This is a genomic window from Cryobacterium sp. Hz7 (assembly GCF_004402815.1).
GTDB lineage: Bacteria > Actinomycetota > Actinomycetes > Actinomycetales > Microbacteriaceae > Cryobacterium > Cryobacterium sandaracinum.
Map to the genome: position 1 here is coordinate 90940 of NZ_SOFB01000014.1, position 16482 is coordinate 107421.

13 protein-coding genes, 1 tRNA gene and 1 pseudogene are annotated in these 16482 nt (G+C 67.2%); 1 reads left to right on the plus strand and 14 read right to left on the minus strand.

Going from position 1 to position 16482, the window contains the following annotated elements:
- Positions 1 to 90 precede the first annotated feature (90 nt).
- From E3N86_RS03700 to E3N86_RS03710, 3 genes are all read right to left on the minus strand, one after another.
- A complete protein-coding gene (locus E3N86_RS03700) occupies positions 91 to 1068 on the minus strand; it encodes a ribose-phosphate diphosphokinase (RefSeq protein ID WP_104100824.1) in 978 nt (325 codons plus the stop codon).
- A complete protein-coding gene (glmU, locus tag E3N86_RS03705; RefSeq protein ID WP_104100823.1) occupies positions 1069 to 2493 on the minus strand; it encodes a bifunctional UDP-N-acetylglucosamine diphosphorylase/glucosamine-1-phosphate N-acetyltransferase GlmU in 1425 nt (474 codons plus the stop codon). It lies immediately after the preceding gene.
- Between the two features lie 62 nt (positions 2494 to 2555).
- Positions 2556 to 2627 (minus strand) — tRNA-Gln (locus E3N86_RS03710).
- A gap of 123 nt (positions 2628 to 2750) precedes the next feature.
- Here E3N86_RS03710 and E3N86_RS03715 point away from each other — a divergent pair.
- Entirely contained in the window at positions 2751 to 3242 is a 492-nt protein-coding gene (locus tag E3N86_RS03715; RefSeq protein ID WP_104100822.1) for a MarR family winged helix-turn-helix transcriptional regulator, read from the plus strand.
- A gap of 1 nt (position 3243) precedes the next feature.
- Here the strand turns inward: E3N86_RS03715 and E3N86_RS03720 are convergent, their stop codons facing one another.
- The 11 genes and pseudogenes from E3N86_RS03720 to pstC form a co-directional block, all read right to left on the minus strand.
- Positions 3244 to 4764: a CYTH and CHAD domain-containing protein gene (locus tag E3N86_RS03720; protein WP_134343490.1), complete on the minus strand. Its 1521-nt coding sequence runs from the start codon at positions 4762 to 4764 to the stop codon at positions 3244 to 3246.
- An 87-nt stretch (positions 4765 to 4851) separates the two neighbouring features.
- Positions 4852 to 5625, minus strand: coding sequence for a phosphate ABC transporter ATP-binding protein (locus E3N86_RS03725; RefSeq protein WP_198412870.1), 774 nt, complete (start codon positions 5623 to 5625; stop codon positions 4852 to 4854).
- A gap of 224 nt (positions 5626 to 5849) precedes the next feature.
- Complete coding sequence (locus E3N86_RS03730; protein ID WP_241973039.1) at positions 5850 to 6722, minus strand: sortase; 873 nt, start codon at positions 6720 to 6722, stop codon at positions 5850 to 5852.
- 56 nt (positions 6723 to 6778) lie between these two features.
- Positions 6779 to 7408 (minus strand): hypothetical protein, encoded by a 630-nt coding sequence (locus E3N86_RS03735; RefSeq protein ID WP_134374542.1) that lies wholly within the window; start codon positions 7406 to 7408, stop codon positions 6779 to 6781.
- A 174-nt stretch (positions 7409 to 7582) separates the two neighbouring features.
- A complete protein-coding gene (locus E3N86_RS16715) occupies positions 7583 to 8551 on the minus strand; it encodes an LPXTG cell wall anchor domain-containing protein (protein WP_166784995.1) in 969 nt (322 codons plus the stop codon).
- Positions 8552 to 8580: 29 nt separating this feature from the next.
- A complete protein-coding gene (locus E3N86_RS03750) occupies positions 8581 to 9672 on the minus strand; it encodes a hypothetical protein (RefSeq protein ID WP_134511347.1) in 1092 nt (363 codons plus the stop codon).
- Between the two features lie 110 nt (positions 9673 to 9782).
- Complete coding sequence (locus E3N86_RS03755) at positions 9783 to 12449, minus strand: hypothetical protein (protein ID WP_134511348.1); 2667 nt, start codon at positions 12447 to 12449, stop codon at positions 9783 to 9785.
- Complete coding sequence (locus E3N86_RS17260) at positions 12446 to 13087, minus strand: hypothetical protein (RefSeq protein WP_241985930.1); 642 nt, start codon at positions 13085 to 13087, stop codon at positions 12446 to 12448. Before E3N86_RS17260 ends, E3N86_RS03755 begins: the two co-directional genes overlap by 4 nt.
- Positions 13030 to 14124, minus strand: a pseudogene (locus E3N86_RS17265) (phosphate ABC transporter substrate-binding protein PstS). Before E3N86_RS17265 ends, E3N86_RS17260 begins: the two are co-directional and overlap by 58 nt.
- Complete coding sequence (gene pstA / locus E3N86_RS03765; protein ID WP_134511349.1) at positions 14121 to 15422, minus strand: phosphate ABC transporter permease PstA; 1302 nt, start codon at positions 15420 to 15422, stop codon at positions 14121 to 14123. The pseudogene E3N86_RS17265 and the gene pstA overlap by 4 nt, the downstream one beginning before the upstream one ends.
- The gene (gene pstC, locus E3N86_RS03770) at positions 15422 to 16462 is read right to left on the minus strand and encodes a phosphate ABC transporter permease subunit PstC (protein ID WP_134511350.1); all 1041 of its coding nucleotides are present in this window, start codon (positions 16460 to 16462) and stop codon (positions 15422 to 15424) included. The genes pstA and pstC overlap by 1 nt, the downstream gene beginning before the upstream one ends.
- Positions 16463 to 16482 lie beyond the last annotated feature (20 nt).

Below are 16482 nucleotides of genomic sequence, written 5' to 3' on the forward strand. Positions count from 1 at the left end.
CCCGATCAGGACTGAGCCCCGACAGACTGATGGCCGGTCACCGACATCCGTCGACGACCGGCCGGGGTTCGCTGTGCGAAGGGCCCGCGGCTATGCGGCGCCCTCGAACATCGAGGTGACGGAACCCTCGTCGAAGACCTCGTGGATGGCCCGTGCCAGAAGCGGCGCGATCGGCAGTACGGTGAGCGTGGGGAAGCGCTTCTCCTCGGGGATCGGCAGGGTGTCGGTGACGACGACCTCGGAGATCGCGGGATTCTGCAGCAGCTCCAGCGCCGGGTGGCTGAACACGGCGTGGGTGGCGGCGACGACGACGCCGATCGCGCCGGCGGCGCGCAGGGCCTCGGCGGCGAGAACGATTGTGCGGCCGGTGTCGATCATGTCGTCGACGATCAGGCAGACGCGACCCTCGACCTGGCCGACGATCTCGTGCACGGAGACCCGGTTGGCGACCTTCGGGTCGCGACGCTTATGGATGATGGCCAGCGGGGCGCCGAGCTTGTCGCTCCAGATGTCGGCGACGCGCACGCGGCCCATGTCGGGCGAGACGACAGTCAGGGTGGCCGGGTCGAGCTTCTCCTTGAAGTGCTCGAGCAGCACGGGCATGGCGAAGAGGTGGTCGACGGGGCCGTCGAAGAAGCCCTGTATCTGGGCGGCGTGCAGGTCGACGGCCATGATCCGGTCGGCTCCGGCGACCTTGAACAGGTCGGCGATCAGCCGGGCCGAGATCGGCTCGCGGCCGCGGCCCTTCTTGTCCTGGCGGGCGTAAGGGTAGAACGGCGCCACGACCGTGATGCGCTTGGCGGAGGCCCGCTTGAGCGCGTCGACCATGATCAGCTGTTCCATCAGCCACTCGTTGATCGGGTCGGTGTGCGACTGGATCACGAAGGTGTCCGAGCCGCGCACGCTCTCATCGAATCGCGCGTAGATCTCGCCGTTCGCGAAGGTGCGTGCGTCGGTGTGAACGAGTTCGGTACCAAGTTCCGTGGCGATGTCCAGTGCCAGTTGCGGGTGTGCTCGCCCCGAAACCAATACAAGTCGCTTTTCGCCGCTGGTCTTGATTCCAGACACCTAGTCTCCACTCTTTGCCGCAGCCGCCGCCGCATCGGTTCCTGGGCGGTTGGTCTGTACCCAGCCGTCCATATTGCGTTGTGGGGCCACGGTGAGGCCCAAGGCCCCGGCCGGCACGTCCTTACGGACGATTGTTCCGGCACCCGTGTACGCCCCGTCCCCAATCCTAATCGGCGCGACGAACACGTTGTGCGACCCGGTGCGCACGTGGGACCCGATCTCACTGTGGTTCTTGGTCACACCGTCGTAGTTAGCGAAGATCGTGCCGGCCCCGATGTTCGATCCCACTCCCACGGTCGCGTCGCCGACGTAGCTGAGGTGCGGCACTTTGCTACCCACGCCGATGGTCGCGTTCTTGGTCTCGACAAAGGTACCGATCTTGCCGTCAGCGCCCAGATTCGTGCCCGGGCGCAGATAGGCGAACGGACCGACGGATGCGCCGGCGCCGATGACCGCGAGCGTCGCATCCGTGCGCTTCACCACCGCGTTCTCGCCGATTTCACAATCGAGGAGGGTGGTGTCCGGGCCGATCACGGCACCGGTCTCGATCACGGTCGAACCGAGGATCTGCGTGCCCGGCCGGATGATGACATCCGGAGCCAGCTTCGCCTTGAGGTCGATCCAGGTGGTGGCAGGATCCTGCACGGTCACGCCGGCCAGCTGCCAGCCGTAGACGATGAGGCCGTTCAGCTGGCGCGCGGTCTCGCTGAGCTGGGACCGGTCGTTGATGCCGGCCACCAGCCAGGCGTCGGCGACCGGCACGGCCCGCACTTCGGCCCCGGCCTGGCGCAGCAGCCCGACCACGTCGGTGAGGTACTTCTCTCCCTGCGCGTTCTCGGTGGTGACGTTGGCCAGCTGCTCGCGCAACTCGGCTACGCGGAAGACGTAGACCCCGGCGTTCGTCTCGGAGATGGCACGTTCCTCGGCCGTCGCATCCTTCTGCTCGACAATGCGGTCGAAGGCGCCCTCTTCGGAGCGCACGATGCGGCCATAGCCGGTGGCATCTTCCGGAAAGGAAGAGAGCACGGTGGCCGAGACGTCCCGGTCGCGGTGCGCGGCGACGAAACTGGCCAGCGTGGCCGCGTTGAGCAGCGGCACGTCGCCGCTGACCACGAGCACGTCGCCCTCGAAGTCATCGGGGAGAGCGGTGATGGCCTGCTCCACGGCCCGTCCGGTGCCGGGCAGCTCGTCCTGGTCGACGATCAGGCTCTCGGGCAGGTCCTTGCCGACGAGGGCGGCCAGCTGGTCGCGCTCGTGGCGCACCACGGTGACGACATGTGCCGCTTCGAGGGCGCGGGAGGTCGCCAGCACATGGCTGAGAATGGGCAGACCGGCCAACTCGTGCAGCAGTTTCGGAGTGCTTGATTTCATGCGGGTGCCCTGGCCGGCGGCCAGCACGACGATTGCGAGTCGGGAATCAGTCACGGGGTTTCCTCTAGCTTCGGTGGAGCCGCCCGGGGAAGACCGGATGGTGACGCCATGCAGTGCTCCGCCGCCAGGACTCGAACCTAGACCTAACAGCTCCAAAGGCTGTCGTGCTGCCATTACACCACGGCGGAATTCGTCGACCGCGGGCCGACCAACGGTGACAAGTCTGCCAGATATCGCGCCGATAGCGCGCCCCGGCGCTCCTGGGACGCGCTCCTGCGCCGGTTGGCGTGCCCGAGCGGGATAATAGACGGATGCCCGCACATGACGAAGTCGACCGGATCGTTGACGCCTGGCTGCGCGAACGGCCCGACCTTGACTTCGCACCGCTTCAGGTGCTGTCGCGCGTGGCCCGTCTGTCCAAGCACCTGGACCGCGCCCGCCGCACCGCGTTCTCCCGCTCAGAGTTGGACTCCTGGGAGTTCGACGTGCTCTCGGCGCTGCGCCGCGCGGGGGCACCCTACGAGCTGAGCCCGAAGGCCCTGCTGCAGCAGACGCTGGTCTCCAGCGGCACGATGACCAACCGGATCGACCGGCTCGTCGAGCGCGGGCTGGTCACCCGGCGCACGGACCCCAATGACGGACGCGGCATTTTCGTGGGGATGAACCCGGCCGGGCTCACCCGGGTGGATGCCGCCATCACCCGGCTGGTCGACGCCGAGGCCGAATTGCTCGCCATGCTGTCGCCGAGCGAGCAGGCCGGTCTCGCGACCCTGCTGCGCAAGCTCAGCCTCGGCTTCGACTAAGTTATTTCGCGATCGAGGCCTTGGGAAAGTCCCGCCAGGTGCGGAAGAAACGCGCCTCCACGGCGGCGGCCCCGTTCTGTTCCACTGCGTGCAGCCGACCGTAGCTGAAGGCGTTCTCACCCTGCAGGTACGCGGCCATGCCGAGCCGGAGCAGCTTCTCCCGGGCGACGACGCTGTCCTGATGGTCGCCGAGGGTGTCCTGCACCTGCCGGGCCGCGGCTACGAGCCGCACCGCTCGGCTGCGCCGCAGCGGCGTGGCCGTCTCGGCCGCATAGCGCAGCTGCTTGGCCCGTTTGCGCGCCTCGTGCAGCGCCTCGTCGCGCACAGCGCCCGACGGGGTGCCTTGCGCCAGGAAAACGGATGCGCGCAGCCGCTTCCAGTCCGCGCGGATCAGTTCGGGGATGACGATGCTCGCGGGCTTGTCCGCCGGAGGGAGCAGCGGCGGGGCGGCCAGCACGGCGTCGAGTGTGTCGAGCAGCCGGAAGTACCGCTCGGAGTCGAGGGCGGCGAGGGTCTGGCTGCAGGCACCCCGGATGACCGCCGCGAAATGTTCGTCGATGCGCTCCGTCAGCGGACCCACGACGAGTTCGGCCGGTTCCTGCCCGAGCCGGTGGGCGAGGCGCTGCCGGATCACCTCCGCGTCCCGGGCGGCGCCGAGCGAGCCGGCCAGCCAGCGCAGCTCGTTGCGGAGAGGCCCGGTGACCGCGGTGTCCAGACAGTCCCGGTAAGTGGACAGGACCGAGCGCAGGCGGCGGGTGGCCACGCGCATCCGGTGCACGCCGTCCACGTCGTTCTCTCGGACCCGGGCATCCTGAGTGCCGATCGCCCGCACCTGTTCGTGCACGTACTTCAGCAGCACGGCACCGGCGGAGCTCTTGCGGGTCGGCCGAGGTACTGGGACCGTGACGAAGGGCGGCAGAGCGTCGCCGAGGGCGCGGGCAAGTTTGGACGGGGTTCCGGATGGCTCCACGCCGACCGACGCGAGCCGCACCTGGGCGGCGTCGAGCAGGTCGCGGGAGCCGTGCACGAGCTCGACCTCCCATTCCCGCCAGGTCTGGCTGAGCGGCTCCGGCGCGAGCCGGTCGGCCTGCACCTCGTCGTCGCACACCTCGGCGAGCACCTGGTCGTCCTCGCCGACGAGTTCGTGCACCGTGCGTCGGGTGCGCAGCCGCACCACGGGCACCAGTGTGCGGCCGCGGAGCACCGCGCGCACGAGGTTGAGGATGGCCTCCGGGATGTGCTCCGGGTGCTCGCCCAGCGGCTCCCGAATCTCGCGACGCTCGTCAACGGCGACCGGGAGCTTGAGGTGCCAGCCGGCGTCGACTCCCCCGGTGCGGCGGCGCAGGGTCAGCCGCCGGCTGGCGAGGACCAAGTCGATGCTGTCGTAGTAGAGGGCATCGAGGTGGTGCTCGACGGGCGGCTCCACGTGGGTGACGCCCGGCAGGTCGTGCAGGGGCGGCAGCGTCGTCGCCGGGTTGACGTCGAAAGTGCGTTCGATCTCGGCATAGCCAGCGGAAGTCATGCTTCAGTGTAATTCGGCCAGGCGACCCGGAGGGGAAAAGCTGACCCCCAGTTTCCGGCCGGTTCTCAGATCCCAGGCCGCCGATCGTTACCCGAACCGGCCGTTGACGTAGTCCGCGGTGCGCGGGTCGATCGGGTTGCCGAACATGGCGTCGGTGGGTCCGTGTTCCACGATCCCGCCGGGCGTGCCCTGAGCGGCGAGGAAGAAGGCGCAGTTCTGCGAGACGCGCTGCGCCTGCTGCATGTTGTGGGTCACGATCACGATGGTCACCTCCCGGGCGAGTTCGAGCATGGTCTCCTCGATCACCCGCGTCGACGTGGGGTCGAGGGCCGAGCACGGTTCGTCCATGAGCAGGATGCGCGGAGTCACCGCCAGGGATCGGGCGATGCACAGGCGTTGCTGCTGGCCGCCGGACAGCCCGCCGCCCGGCTCCCGAAGACGGTCCCGCACTTCCTTCCACAGGCCGGCCTTGGTCAGGCAGCTCTCCACGAGGTAGTCCTTCTCGTCGTTCGAGGCACGCTGGCCGGTGAGGGTGAGGCCTGCGATGACGTTGTCGTAGATCGACATCGCCGGGAAGGGGTTGGGCTTCTGGAAGACCATCCCGATGTGTTTGCGGGCGTCGACGAGCTTGCGTTCCGGGTCATAGATGTCTACGCCGTCGAGGAGCACCTCTCCGGCCAGGCTTGCGGAGGGAACGAGCTCATGCATCCGGTTCAGGATGCGCAGGAACGTCGACTTGCCGCAGCCCGACGGCCCGATCAGCGAGGTGATGAAACCCGCGGGCATCACGAGGTTGACCCGGTCGAGAACCTGACGCTCGCCGAACCAGGCGGAAACGTTGCGGCCTTCGAGGGTGGCCAGTGGGGCGAGGTCCCCCACAGCCGCGTGGCCCGGGGCTTCCGGGGACAGGTCCTGGCCGGCCGGGCGTTTGCGCCACGGCACGGACAGGCGACTCGTCAGGGTCGGCACGGCGGATCGAGCCGGCGGGCGCAGCCTGCTCTCTCGCTGCCGTGGCGCCTTCTGTAGCGGCAGCACCTGCGTCGCGTCAGCGTTGATCATTTCGTCGTTCATGGACTCCATCGTTTCTACAGCAGGTTCGGAAGCAGGCGCACCACCTGGTCGGCCACGAACAGGCCGCCCACGGTGACGACGGGGAGGAAAACCGTCCAGGTTTTGCGGAGGCCGACGCGTCGATAGGCCCACACGGCGGCAAGCTCGACCAGCAGCAGGAACTGCAAGGCGAACACAAGCGCCCACACCGTTCTGGTGTCAGTGGCGAGCTCCCGGTCGACGGCAGGCAGGGTCACGAATGTGGTCGCTCGGACGCCCGCCGGTTTCGTTTCCGAAACGAGCTCAGCATCCACCCGGGCGATCCCGCTCGGCACAAACGCGGGGCCGCGAGCCGTCACGAGGATCAGGCGGCTCTTCCCCGCGCCGAGGGGAGCCGGCATGGGGTCACCCGCGTACCGAACGCCGAGAACGGAGAATTCCTGACGGCCCTGCCCGGTGATGACGGTGAACTGCTGCCCCGGTCGTAACTCCTGCAGTCGGGCGAAAGGGCCGCCGTAGGCAGCGGCGCGGCCCATGATGACGCTGTAGCCGGCCTGGCCCGGCAACACGGTATCGCGGCGGTGGCCCGGTCCGGCACGCAGGGTACCGGAGTCGGTTCCTTCGACGACCACCTCGTGCACCCCGATCGAGGGAATGTCGATCAGCGCCACTGGGGCTCCGGCCTCGAGCAGAACCTGGTCCACGGTGCCCTCGCTGACCGGGGCCGTGCCCTGAGCGAGCTCTGCTCGCAGCGAGTTCGTCAGCTGCTGCTGCGAGACGAAGTGCTGCACTTGGCCGAAAATCGTGAGGTTGGCGAGAAAGCCGAAGATGAGCACGGCAACGATCGTGAGCGTGGTGCGGATGGCCTGCTCGCGTGCGCTCAGCACCACGAATGCGCGCGGGGGCACGGGCATGCGCCGCGGCGGCGTTGGCAGCTTCGGTCGCCGGAGCGTTGTGGCAACCGTCACGATGTGACCGGCCCGTAGCCGAGTGCGAGGTCGGGCAGTGGGCGTCGCGACCGGCGGAGCCGAAGCAACTGGCGCACCGCCAGGACGAGCGCTGCCAGGAGCACGAGCATCGCCGTGAGGAACCACGGCAGGATGAGCGTGAACGAGTCGCGGGTCAGCGACCAGAGAGCCGTGCCGGCGATGTCCACGGGCGGAGTCATCGTCACGTGGCCTCGGAAGAAGGTCCACTGGCCGACATCTTCAAAGGTTGCCCTCATGGTGCGTGTCTCCCCCGGTGCGAGGTTGGCAACCTCGACCGTGTCGAGCGTCTGGACGGGCAGGTTGATCGCATTGTCGAGCCAGAACCGGAGGCTCGAGGTGATCGGGGCGGTGCTGACGTTCTTCATCGTGAACTCCAGGGTCAGGTCCCCGCCCTCCGGCCCGATCTGCGGAGCGGGTAGCACGGTGAGCCCGCTGACATAGAAGAAATCGTGGATGTTCGTCGGCTCCCCGCTCATACCGCTAGGCCCATTCGTGGCAGCCTCGGCGCTCGCGGGGGTCGCGGTGAGCCCGGCAAGCCCGCAAATCAAGGACATTGCGATGAGGGTCACGGCCGTCAGGCGGGGCGCGGCAGTGGATGTGAGCACAATCAAGTTAGTCCATTCCAGGTTTCGGCATGCTGGACGCAGAGCAAACGACGGGGAAACGCGATCTCGCGCGCGAGCACCAATGCATCAACTCAACAGACGCATAGACGCCGACGAACGCCCGAAGGCCACGGGACAACTCGTCCCGTGGCCTTCGGACGTACGGTGTGCTGCCTACTTGTCAGCGCGGCGGAAGCGACGCGCGATAATCACGCCGGCCCCGGCCGCGAGGGCGAGCATGCCCGAAGCCAGCAGCGGAAGGGTGTTGGCGGTTCCGGTCGACGCGAGCTCCTTGTCGGCCTTCGTCGCTGCGGCAACGCGCTCTGACGAGCCAGACGCCGGGTTGCCCGACGAGCCGGAGTTGAGGCCCGGCGTCACAGCAGGAACCGCAGCCGGCGTCGCGGTCGGCGTTGGCGTCACAGTCGGCGTCGGCGTCGCGGTCGGCGTCGAAGTCGCGGTCGGCGTCGAAGTCGCGGTCGGCGTCGAAGTCGCGGTCGGCGTCGAAGTCGCGGTCGGCGTCGAAGTCGCGGTCGGCGTCGAAGTCGCGGTCGGCGTCGGAGTCGGCGTCGGAGTCGGAGTCGGCGTCGGCGTCACCGGCACATCGGCCTGCGGCAGGAACGTGAAGGCGCCGGTGACCGGAACGACGCTGATCGTACGGTAGAAGGCGGCGGTCACTGTGACACCAGAGTTCATCGTGCACGCGAGGCCCAGGCTGTAGTTGCCGCCGGCGTTCCTGGCCGCAGTCTGGGAGTTATTGATGAGCGAGATCGGCGCGAGGGTCGGGTTGAGCACGTTGCGTGTCGCTCCGTTGAACGCGAGGGGCGCGTACGCCTTCCAGGTGAGGACGGTGTTTTCGGTTCCGGGGGTGGCCAGGAAGGCGAAGATATTCGTTGAGTTCGCCGGGCAGGTGAACTCGCCGTTGATGTCGCCCTGAGTGGAGGAGCCGAAGAGGTCCTCCTTCCAGCCCCAGACGTAGCCGTCCGACTTCTGGACGGCATCCGTGTCGTACATGTAAACGGGAGCGGCAGAACCATTCGTCTGCGTTGCGGCTGTCGCGGCAGTCGCCGCGGCCGTGGCTCCGGCGACCAGAGCGAGCGAAACGACGCCGGCGGCGACGAGACGCGACTTCTTGTTGATCTTCATTTATTTACAGTCCTGTTCTTGGGCGAAGGTCACTTGGAGATTCGAACGGCGGTGGTGGTCGAGGGTGCGAGAATGCCGAATTTTTTCTTCAACGAACCGGCTTTGGCGGCAAAAGTCGTCTGGGAGTTCGTCAGGCTGGCGCTTTTTGTCGGATCGAGCAGGTCGGCCAGAGTCGAGTCATATGCGGCATTCGTCGGGTCAACTCGTGCGTACTGCACAACGAGGTACGTGTCGCTTCCCCAACGAGAGTCGGCGTAGTAGGCGGCCACCGGGGCCATCGAGGTGCCGGTGCCTGTCACGGGGGTGGTGCCTGCGACCAGGGAGCCCAGGACCGTGGTGTCCTTCTTCTTGGGGAAGCTCGCACCAGTGTTCATGGCGACCCAGCGGGACACCGACATAGGCGCGACAGTGTTGATATTCAGGTCAGAGGCGTCGTGCTCCTGACCCACGGTGACACACGAACCCAGGGTCGAATCCGTGACGCCGATCTTGGACATGAAGTCCTTGCGCGTTCCGGAACCGGCCTGCGGGATGACCGGTGTGACCTTCACTCCGCCGAGGGTGGTGACGCTGCAGGTGTAAAGACTCGTCATGGTCGCGGTGTCGATGGTACCGATCCCGGCTGCCGTCGAAGCGCTGTCATACGCGTAGGCGATCGCGTCGCGACCGAAAGGCACCTGGATCAGGCTACCTGCCGGGTCGACCGTGCCTGATCCGGACGAACGGGCGATGTCGATCTGCCCCGTGATGATGACGCCCGCGGGCGCGCCGACGGTTCCGGACGTGTACGGGGCGCCGTCAATGGAACGGAGAAGGGCCGTGCGCCCGTCGCTTGAGCCATTCGGGCGACCGAAACGCACACCGGAGGACTTCGTCGTGATGAACGGGGTGCCGGTCGCGTCGAACGAGCCGATGCTGTTTCCGTTGGCTGTCGAACGAACCGACGCGCCCGAAAGGCCCGAGCCGTTGGCCAGGGCGCTGACGACGTCCTCGAGGGTGTCGGAGCCGACGATGGAGTAGCTGTTCGAGACGGGCTCGGCGTTAGCCGGGCTGACGATGACAAGGCCGGAGATGGCCACGCCGACAGTTGCGCAGAGCGCAAGAGCCTTCTTGGTGTTCACTGGGGTGCCTTTCGTGGGTGATGCAGGAGACGGATCCGGATGGGTCCCTCTTGTCTCAGCGCTACGGTCCGAAGCGGGGTTTCCGCGCGAAGCGTCACGTTGGGCGCGCATCAGGATCGTCTCCGAACGCGCGAAATAAAGGGGACGCCGCAGGCGGCGAGCAGGCCGGAGAGCAGCCCGGCCGGCACCGCCGCGCGTACCGGTCCCATGACCGGGTCCGCGGGCGTCGGTCTCGCCACCAAGGGGTCGACGACGGCGCCCGTCGCGGCCGGGTCGACCGCGGCGTCGGCCACCACCGGCGCGGCTTGAGCCTGGAACTCTGCCGGACCGTAGGTTGACGGGGTCGGCACATAGGCCGGCCTGTCGACCGCAGGGGCAGTCTCGGGCATGGCCATTGCGACGACCGGGCTGCCGCCCTGTTCGATTGCGGTCGCGGCGGCGAGCGCCTGGTCCACCCAGCTCTTCGGGAGCGGGGTGTAGCCGCGCGGCAGCTGCCCGATCTCCGTCCCAGGTACCTGGCCTGCCACCACCGCGTACCGGATCAGGTTGGCGTAGATGGCCCTCTGGGCGGCATCCGTTTGCAGCGGATTCAACGCGGCATAGACCGGCATCGTCATTGGGTACGCTGTGGCGGCAGCCTTGGCGCTTGGGTTCGCCGGGTCGTATTCGAGCACCTTGGGGTTTGTGCTGGTCGGCACCATGGCGGCGGAGGCCGCGAGCATGGACTCCGGCGATGGCGCCACGAACGAGCCCGCTGAGTTCTGCAATGACGCCGTCACCGTTTGGTAGCGAGCGGCCGCGGCTGCGGTGGTGACGCCAAGCACGCGCTGGTTGCCCACCAGGCTGCGCACGCTCTTGCCGAACTTCGGCGGGACGCTGGTGGGGTTCCAGTCGCCGAGCTCCTGCCCGTCGCCGCGCAGGGTGAGATACGCGCCGCTCTCGAAGTCGCTGGTGTAGGGGCGCCAGGTGACCAGGTTCACCGCCGTTGTTCCGGTGCCGGCAGCGGCCGCGGGCCGCTCCAGTGGATCAGCCTTCGGAAAATTCGTGCGGGGAATCGTCATGGCCGTCCCGGACGGGTTGACAGCGGCATTGGTGGACGACCAGGGGTTGACTTTCATTCCCCACGTGTCGGGCGTTCCGTTCAGGAATTCGACGGCGGCGGGGTCGGAAAGGACGTAACGCCACAGTTGCTGGGCCTCGTCGGATCTCCCGGAGGGAAGGAGCATGTCTCCCAGGGACGGCCCGGTCAGGTCCTGGTACTTCCACTCATCGTCGTTGACCGCCAGGAAATCGGGGTCGACCGTGAGGTTGCGCGCGTTCGCGCCAGGGTTCGCGGAGTCGGTGTAGCCGAAGAACTTGAGGGAATCCGACGTGGCCGGCGCCCCGGAAGGCAGTGAGTCGAGATAAGAATTAGTGAGGAGCTTGGCGACCAGGCGAGGCGTGAGGTTCAGTGACGTGAACGCCTCGGTATTCCTGGCCTTGTATTCCTGGGGAACTGCGCCCGCCGGTTTCACCCGGCGGTCGATGGAGAACGAAACTGCGACGCCGCTGAGGGCGATCGGTGCGTATGCGACGGGATCGACCCTGTCGGTTTGCAGGGGACGTGAGGTGAGAGCCAGCGGGCTGGGTGTCGTGAGGCTCGCCGCGGCAAGCGCGTCCTCCTCGTTGCCGATGCTGAGCGCGAAAGAGGAACCCGTCGCACCGGTGCACACTTTGGGTTGCCATGACCCGATCGCCGCGGCGACCAGTTCGCTTCCGGAGAGCTGCTTCTCGGCCGAGCCGATGGCGCAGCGCTGGCCGATGGGCTTGAAGTCCAGCTTGACGGCCACGCTGTGCTTCCAGGAGTCCCACAGCAGGCCGGACTTGGTGATGTAGGACTCCCCCGCGTCGCTTTTTCCGCGCGGGATGACCACGAGCCAGCAGGATTTTCCGGAGACAGAGCCGTCCGCGGCGGTCACGGGTGTGCCACAGCCCAGGCCCGGGGACTGCATCGCGGTCTGCACCTCGAATTTGACGGAGCCGTCGCCACTGTCGCTCGATCCGGCCCAGGGCACCTCATTCGTCGTGTACTGGGTGTAAAACTCGTTGGTGGCCAGGTCAACGCCGGAGATGCCGTCGGGCAATGTGACCCCGGTGTCGGACGGCGAACCGGTGGCCTTCTGCACGAGGCCCGTCAGGGGATCCACGACATGATGCGTGAGAACGTTGGCCGAGTCGGCGAACACCGACGAGATCGAACCGCCCGTGGATGCGCGGTAGGGAATCGCGGTGAACGCCGGAATGGTGAACCCGTTGGCGGGAGATGTGTACTGCGCGTCCTGCCGGGCCACCTGGTCCTGGCTGACCCCTGTGTCGCGGGTGGACGCGGCCTTGCCAGGGAAGCCGCCGTACTGGCAGGTCGTGCGATCCGGGCGGCTGGAATCCGTCGGGTCGTCTCCCCAGCACTGCGCGATCTGGAGGAAGTCCTGACCTCCCGAGCTGCCATCGGGCCGCTCGGACTTCTTGCCTCCGCTCCAGTTGACGACGATCCCCTGGGAAACGAGGTCCTCGGTTTGGGACACGGTGACCTTGAGGTCGGGGAAGGGGGCGGTGGCGACGTCCGGGTCGTAGCCCCTCGACGCGACCGTGACCGCGGTCGACGTGTCAGCGGATGCTGCAGAGGGAACCAGGGAGCCGAGCGCGGCGACACCCACGCCGACCAGCAGACCGACGACGATTCCGCTGGCGCCGGCGCGGGCCCAGAGCGCGTTCTTCGGGGCGAACGTGACGCGCTTCACTTGGTTCCTGCCTTCGCGACACGCGGTTTGAACCGGCCGGCGAGCACCGGCGGCAGCACGGCTGCGGCCAGCAGGAGAAGCCCGGCGACGAGCATGATCGATTGCTGGGCGCCCCACCCGCCTTCCGCCAACGTGAACGGTGCGGCGATGGCCGTGCCGACCACGCCGGTTGCCGTGGCGCCGACCGTGGACACGAGGGCGCCGTTCTCGTCGTACACGGGCGAGGCCACCGCGCCTGATGCCGCATCCGTTCCGACTTGCGCCACCGCACCTGTTCCCCCGGACCCTGCCGGCGAAGCCGTTCCCCCGGCAGTTGTCGCGGCGGCTGAGCCGGCCGCGCCACCACCCGATCCGCTACCGGACACGGCCGTGTCTGCCAGCGCCCCGGCCGTGCCGGTGGTGCACTGGTTGGCCCCCATCTTGTCGCAGGCGGCCGGCTGGAGAGCCGTGGTGGCCAGCAGGTTGCTTGACGGGGAGTCACCTGGTTTGAATGTCGGGTTGTTGCATTTGTTGATGTCGACGCCGCTGGCATCGGCGCCTGGCACTCGCTTGATCTGGTCGAAGCCGGCCAGCACAAGGTTCATCGGCAGAGGCGAGTAGCCCAGGGCTTCGGCCTGCTGCTGCCCCTCGCAGAGCATGTAATGTGCGAATGTACCGGGGGCAGGCCCTTTTTGGCGGTGAAGACGCCGCCGACTTCGGTCGGCACGATCATGTAGGAGTAGCTCGCGAGTGGGTAGGTGCGGGGGTCCGCGTTGTTGTACACGCCGTCCAGGATCTGGGTGAGGTAGGTAGGCCCGGGTGTGGTGTTGATGGATGCCTTCAGCAGTGCGACGGCCACGGAACTGGCCGTGGGTTCCGTGTAGTAACCCGCGGCGTTGAGCACCTTGGCGACGGGGAAACCGGAGTTCTTGGCGTAGGAGTACTCCACGTAGGTGATCGCACCCTCGCCGTAGTCCTGGCTCACGTAGCCGGCGACGCCTGAGGATCCGCTTTGCGCCTTGGCGTTGCCTTAGGTGGGGAACTGCGAGGTGAGGCCGCAGGGGGCAGACCGGCCGACCTTCGTGCAGAAGGAATTCCAGAGGGCCGGGTGCTGCTTGGACATCCAGAGTGTGAATTGCGCCGTGGAGCCGGAGCCGTCCGAGCGAACGACGGGCACGATACCCTTGTCGGGCATGGCCAGCCCGGGGTTGTCGGTCGCGATGGCAGGGTCGTTCCACTTCGTGATGGCGCCGGTGAAGATCTTGGTGATGACCTCTCCGCTGAGCCGAAGGTTTGTGACTCGCTTGCCGCCGATTTTCAGGTTGTACATGAAGGACGTGCCACCAGCCACGATGGGCATGTAGGCGTAACCGCGGGCAGGCACCTCGGGGGCCGAACCGTCCTCCGGGGCGGTCTGGAACGGGATCTCGCTGACGGCGAAGTCCACGTTGCCCGCGACGAAGTCACGGCGCCCGGCCGATGAGCCGACTCCGGAGTAGTTCACCGTCATCGCGTAGTTATTGGCAACATTCTTGCGCCACTGGTCCAGGGCGTTCTGCGACCAGGTCGAGCCGGTACCGGTGATTTGGTCGTAACTCGCTGCCTGGGCAGCTGGCGCCGTGAAAACGCTCAGCAGCACAACGACGAGCGCGAATAAGGCTCGGACTGTGCGAATCTGTCGGGTTTGCGGCGTCACGAGGACGTCTCCTTCGTGGTGAGGTCGGTAGGTGAACTGGTCGGCCGGAGCATTGAATTGGTTCCGGTGATCCCCGGACCGAGGTCACCCCGTACGCTCATCCGTTGCAGGTCCCGCTCCGATGCGGCGTCGACGCGCAGTCGCCGCCGACGGGACAACTGGCCGGGACCGGTGCCGCCAATGAGTCGAGCAAGGGCGAAGAGGGTGAGCACCAGGAGGATCAGGATGGCGGCCGTGCCGAAACCTCGGGCGATCATGGTGGGCTCAGGAGACTTGACGAAGTCGAAGACCTGCAGCGGGAGGGAGATCATCGGGCCGGCGAAGGGGTTCAGGTTGGTCACCGCGGTGACACCCGAGGTGAGCAACACTGGGCTGGTCTCGCCGATGCCGCGGGCTGTGCCCAGGATCACGGCCGTTGCCAGTCCGGGCCGGGCGGTCGGCAGCACGACATACCAGATGGTGGCCCAGCGGGTGGAACCGAGGGCATAGGCGGCCTCCCGCAGGTTGCCGGCGACCAGGCGAATCACGATATCCGAGGCCCGGATGACGATCGGGAGCATCATGACGGTGATCGCCATGGCCGCGGCGAAGCCTGACCGCTGGTGCGTGATCAGCACGATGATCGCCGAGTAGACGAACAGGCCGGCCACGATGGACGGCAGCGCGGTCATCGCATCCGAAATGGTGCGCACGAACCTCGCGAATCGGCCACCGACCTCGTTCAGGAACAGGGCGGTGGTGATGCCGAGCGGAATCGTGACCGCCAGCGCCATCGAAATCTGCATGAGCGTGCCCAGGATCGCGTGCACGATACCGCCCAGGTCGAGGCCGTCGAGGGGTCCGGCCAATTCCATGCTCTGGGTGAAGAAGTTCAGATGAGGCAGGGCTTCCCGCCCGCGTATCAGAGTGAACGCCACGACGAAGACCAGGGCGCCGAAGAGCACCACACCGGCGCTTGATAGCAGCACCGCCATCACGCGGTCCTTGACCTCCTGCGCGTCGCTCGTGAAGCTTACGAGCAGGGCGTAGAAGCCAAGGAACGCCAGATACGCCACGAGCGCCCAGCCCACGCCGCCGGAAAGCGGAGTGATCCAGCCGAAGAGGAGCACCGCGACGGCGATTCCGGCTGCGGCGGCACCGAGAACGTTGAACCGGTCGTCGAGCCGGGCGCCGCGCACCCGGCGTCGCGGTCCGATCGGGGTGCCGTCGTAGGCCGGGATCGTCGTGGTGTGGGTGTCGTTCGTCGTGCAGGTGCTGGTCGCGGCGTGCGTTATGTTGGGTGCGTGCGTGATCGTCATCAGTCGCTCTCCGCCCCGGATCGAGACCGTGCCACGATCGACGAGGCCGTGAAGTTGATCACGAGGGTGATCAGGAACAGTACGAGTCCGGCTGCCATCAGCGCGGAGAGGCCGAATGAGCTGGATTCGCCGTAGCGGAGGGCGATGAGCGCGGAGACGGAGTTGGTGCCGGTCTTCAGCACCTCCCAGTTGATCGTGAAGATCGGCGAAATGATCATGTAGACGGCGATGGTCTCACCGAGAGCACGGCCGAGGCCGAGCATGGTGCCGCCGATGATGCCGCCACGACCGAAGGGCAGCACGACCGCACGGATCATGCCCCAGCGCGTCGACCCGAGCGCGAAGGCGGCCTCGCGCTCGCCGATCGGCGCCTGGGAGAAGGCCTCGCGCATGACCGACGTCTGGGTCGGGACCACCATGAGGCCGACGACAATGCCGGCGATGAACGCCGAGGAGGTGAACGCGCTGGCCTCGGTGAGCGCTTGCCCACTGGCATCCGCCACCCGGAACAGCGGGATCCAGCCGAAGTAGCTGGAGATCCAGGTGGCGACCGGGATCACGTTGGCCTGCAGGAAGAAGACGCCCCAGAGGCCGAAGACCACGCTCGGCACGGCGGCCATCAGGTCGACGAGCGTGACGAGCGTGGAGCTCATCCGGCCCTGGGCGACCTCGGAGATGAGCAGGGCCGTGCCGAGGGCGAGCGGCACGGCGACGCACATCGCGATCACCGCGATCGTGATGGTGCCGAACAAGACGGATGCGATGCCGAATTTCTGCGACTCCGGCGACCAGTCCTGCTCGACCAGAAAGCTGAACCCGGCGACGCCGAGGGCCTGCGAGGCACGCAACGACAGGAACACGCCCACGGCGAGCATGATCGCCACGGTGATGCAGCCGGCGAAGAAGGCCACCGAACGGAACACCGAGTCCGAGACCGAGGGACGTGCTGTCAGTAAGCGGCGCGGGGACGAGTCCGGGTTCGCCGGGTCGACCGTTGGCGGCTCGATCGCAGGCGCGTCGAAGAGGGTCGAAAACGACATGGGTGTCCTTGCACATTCGG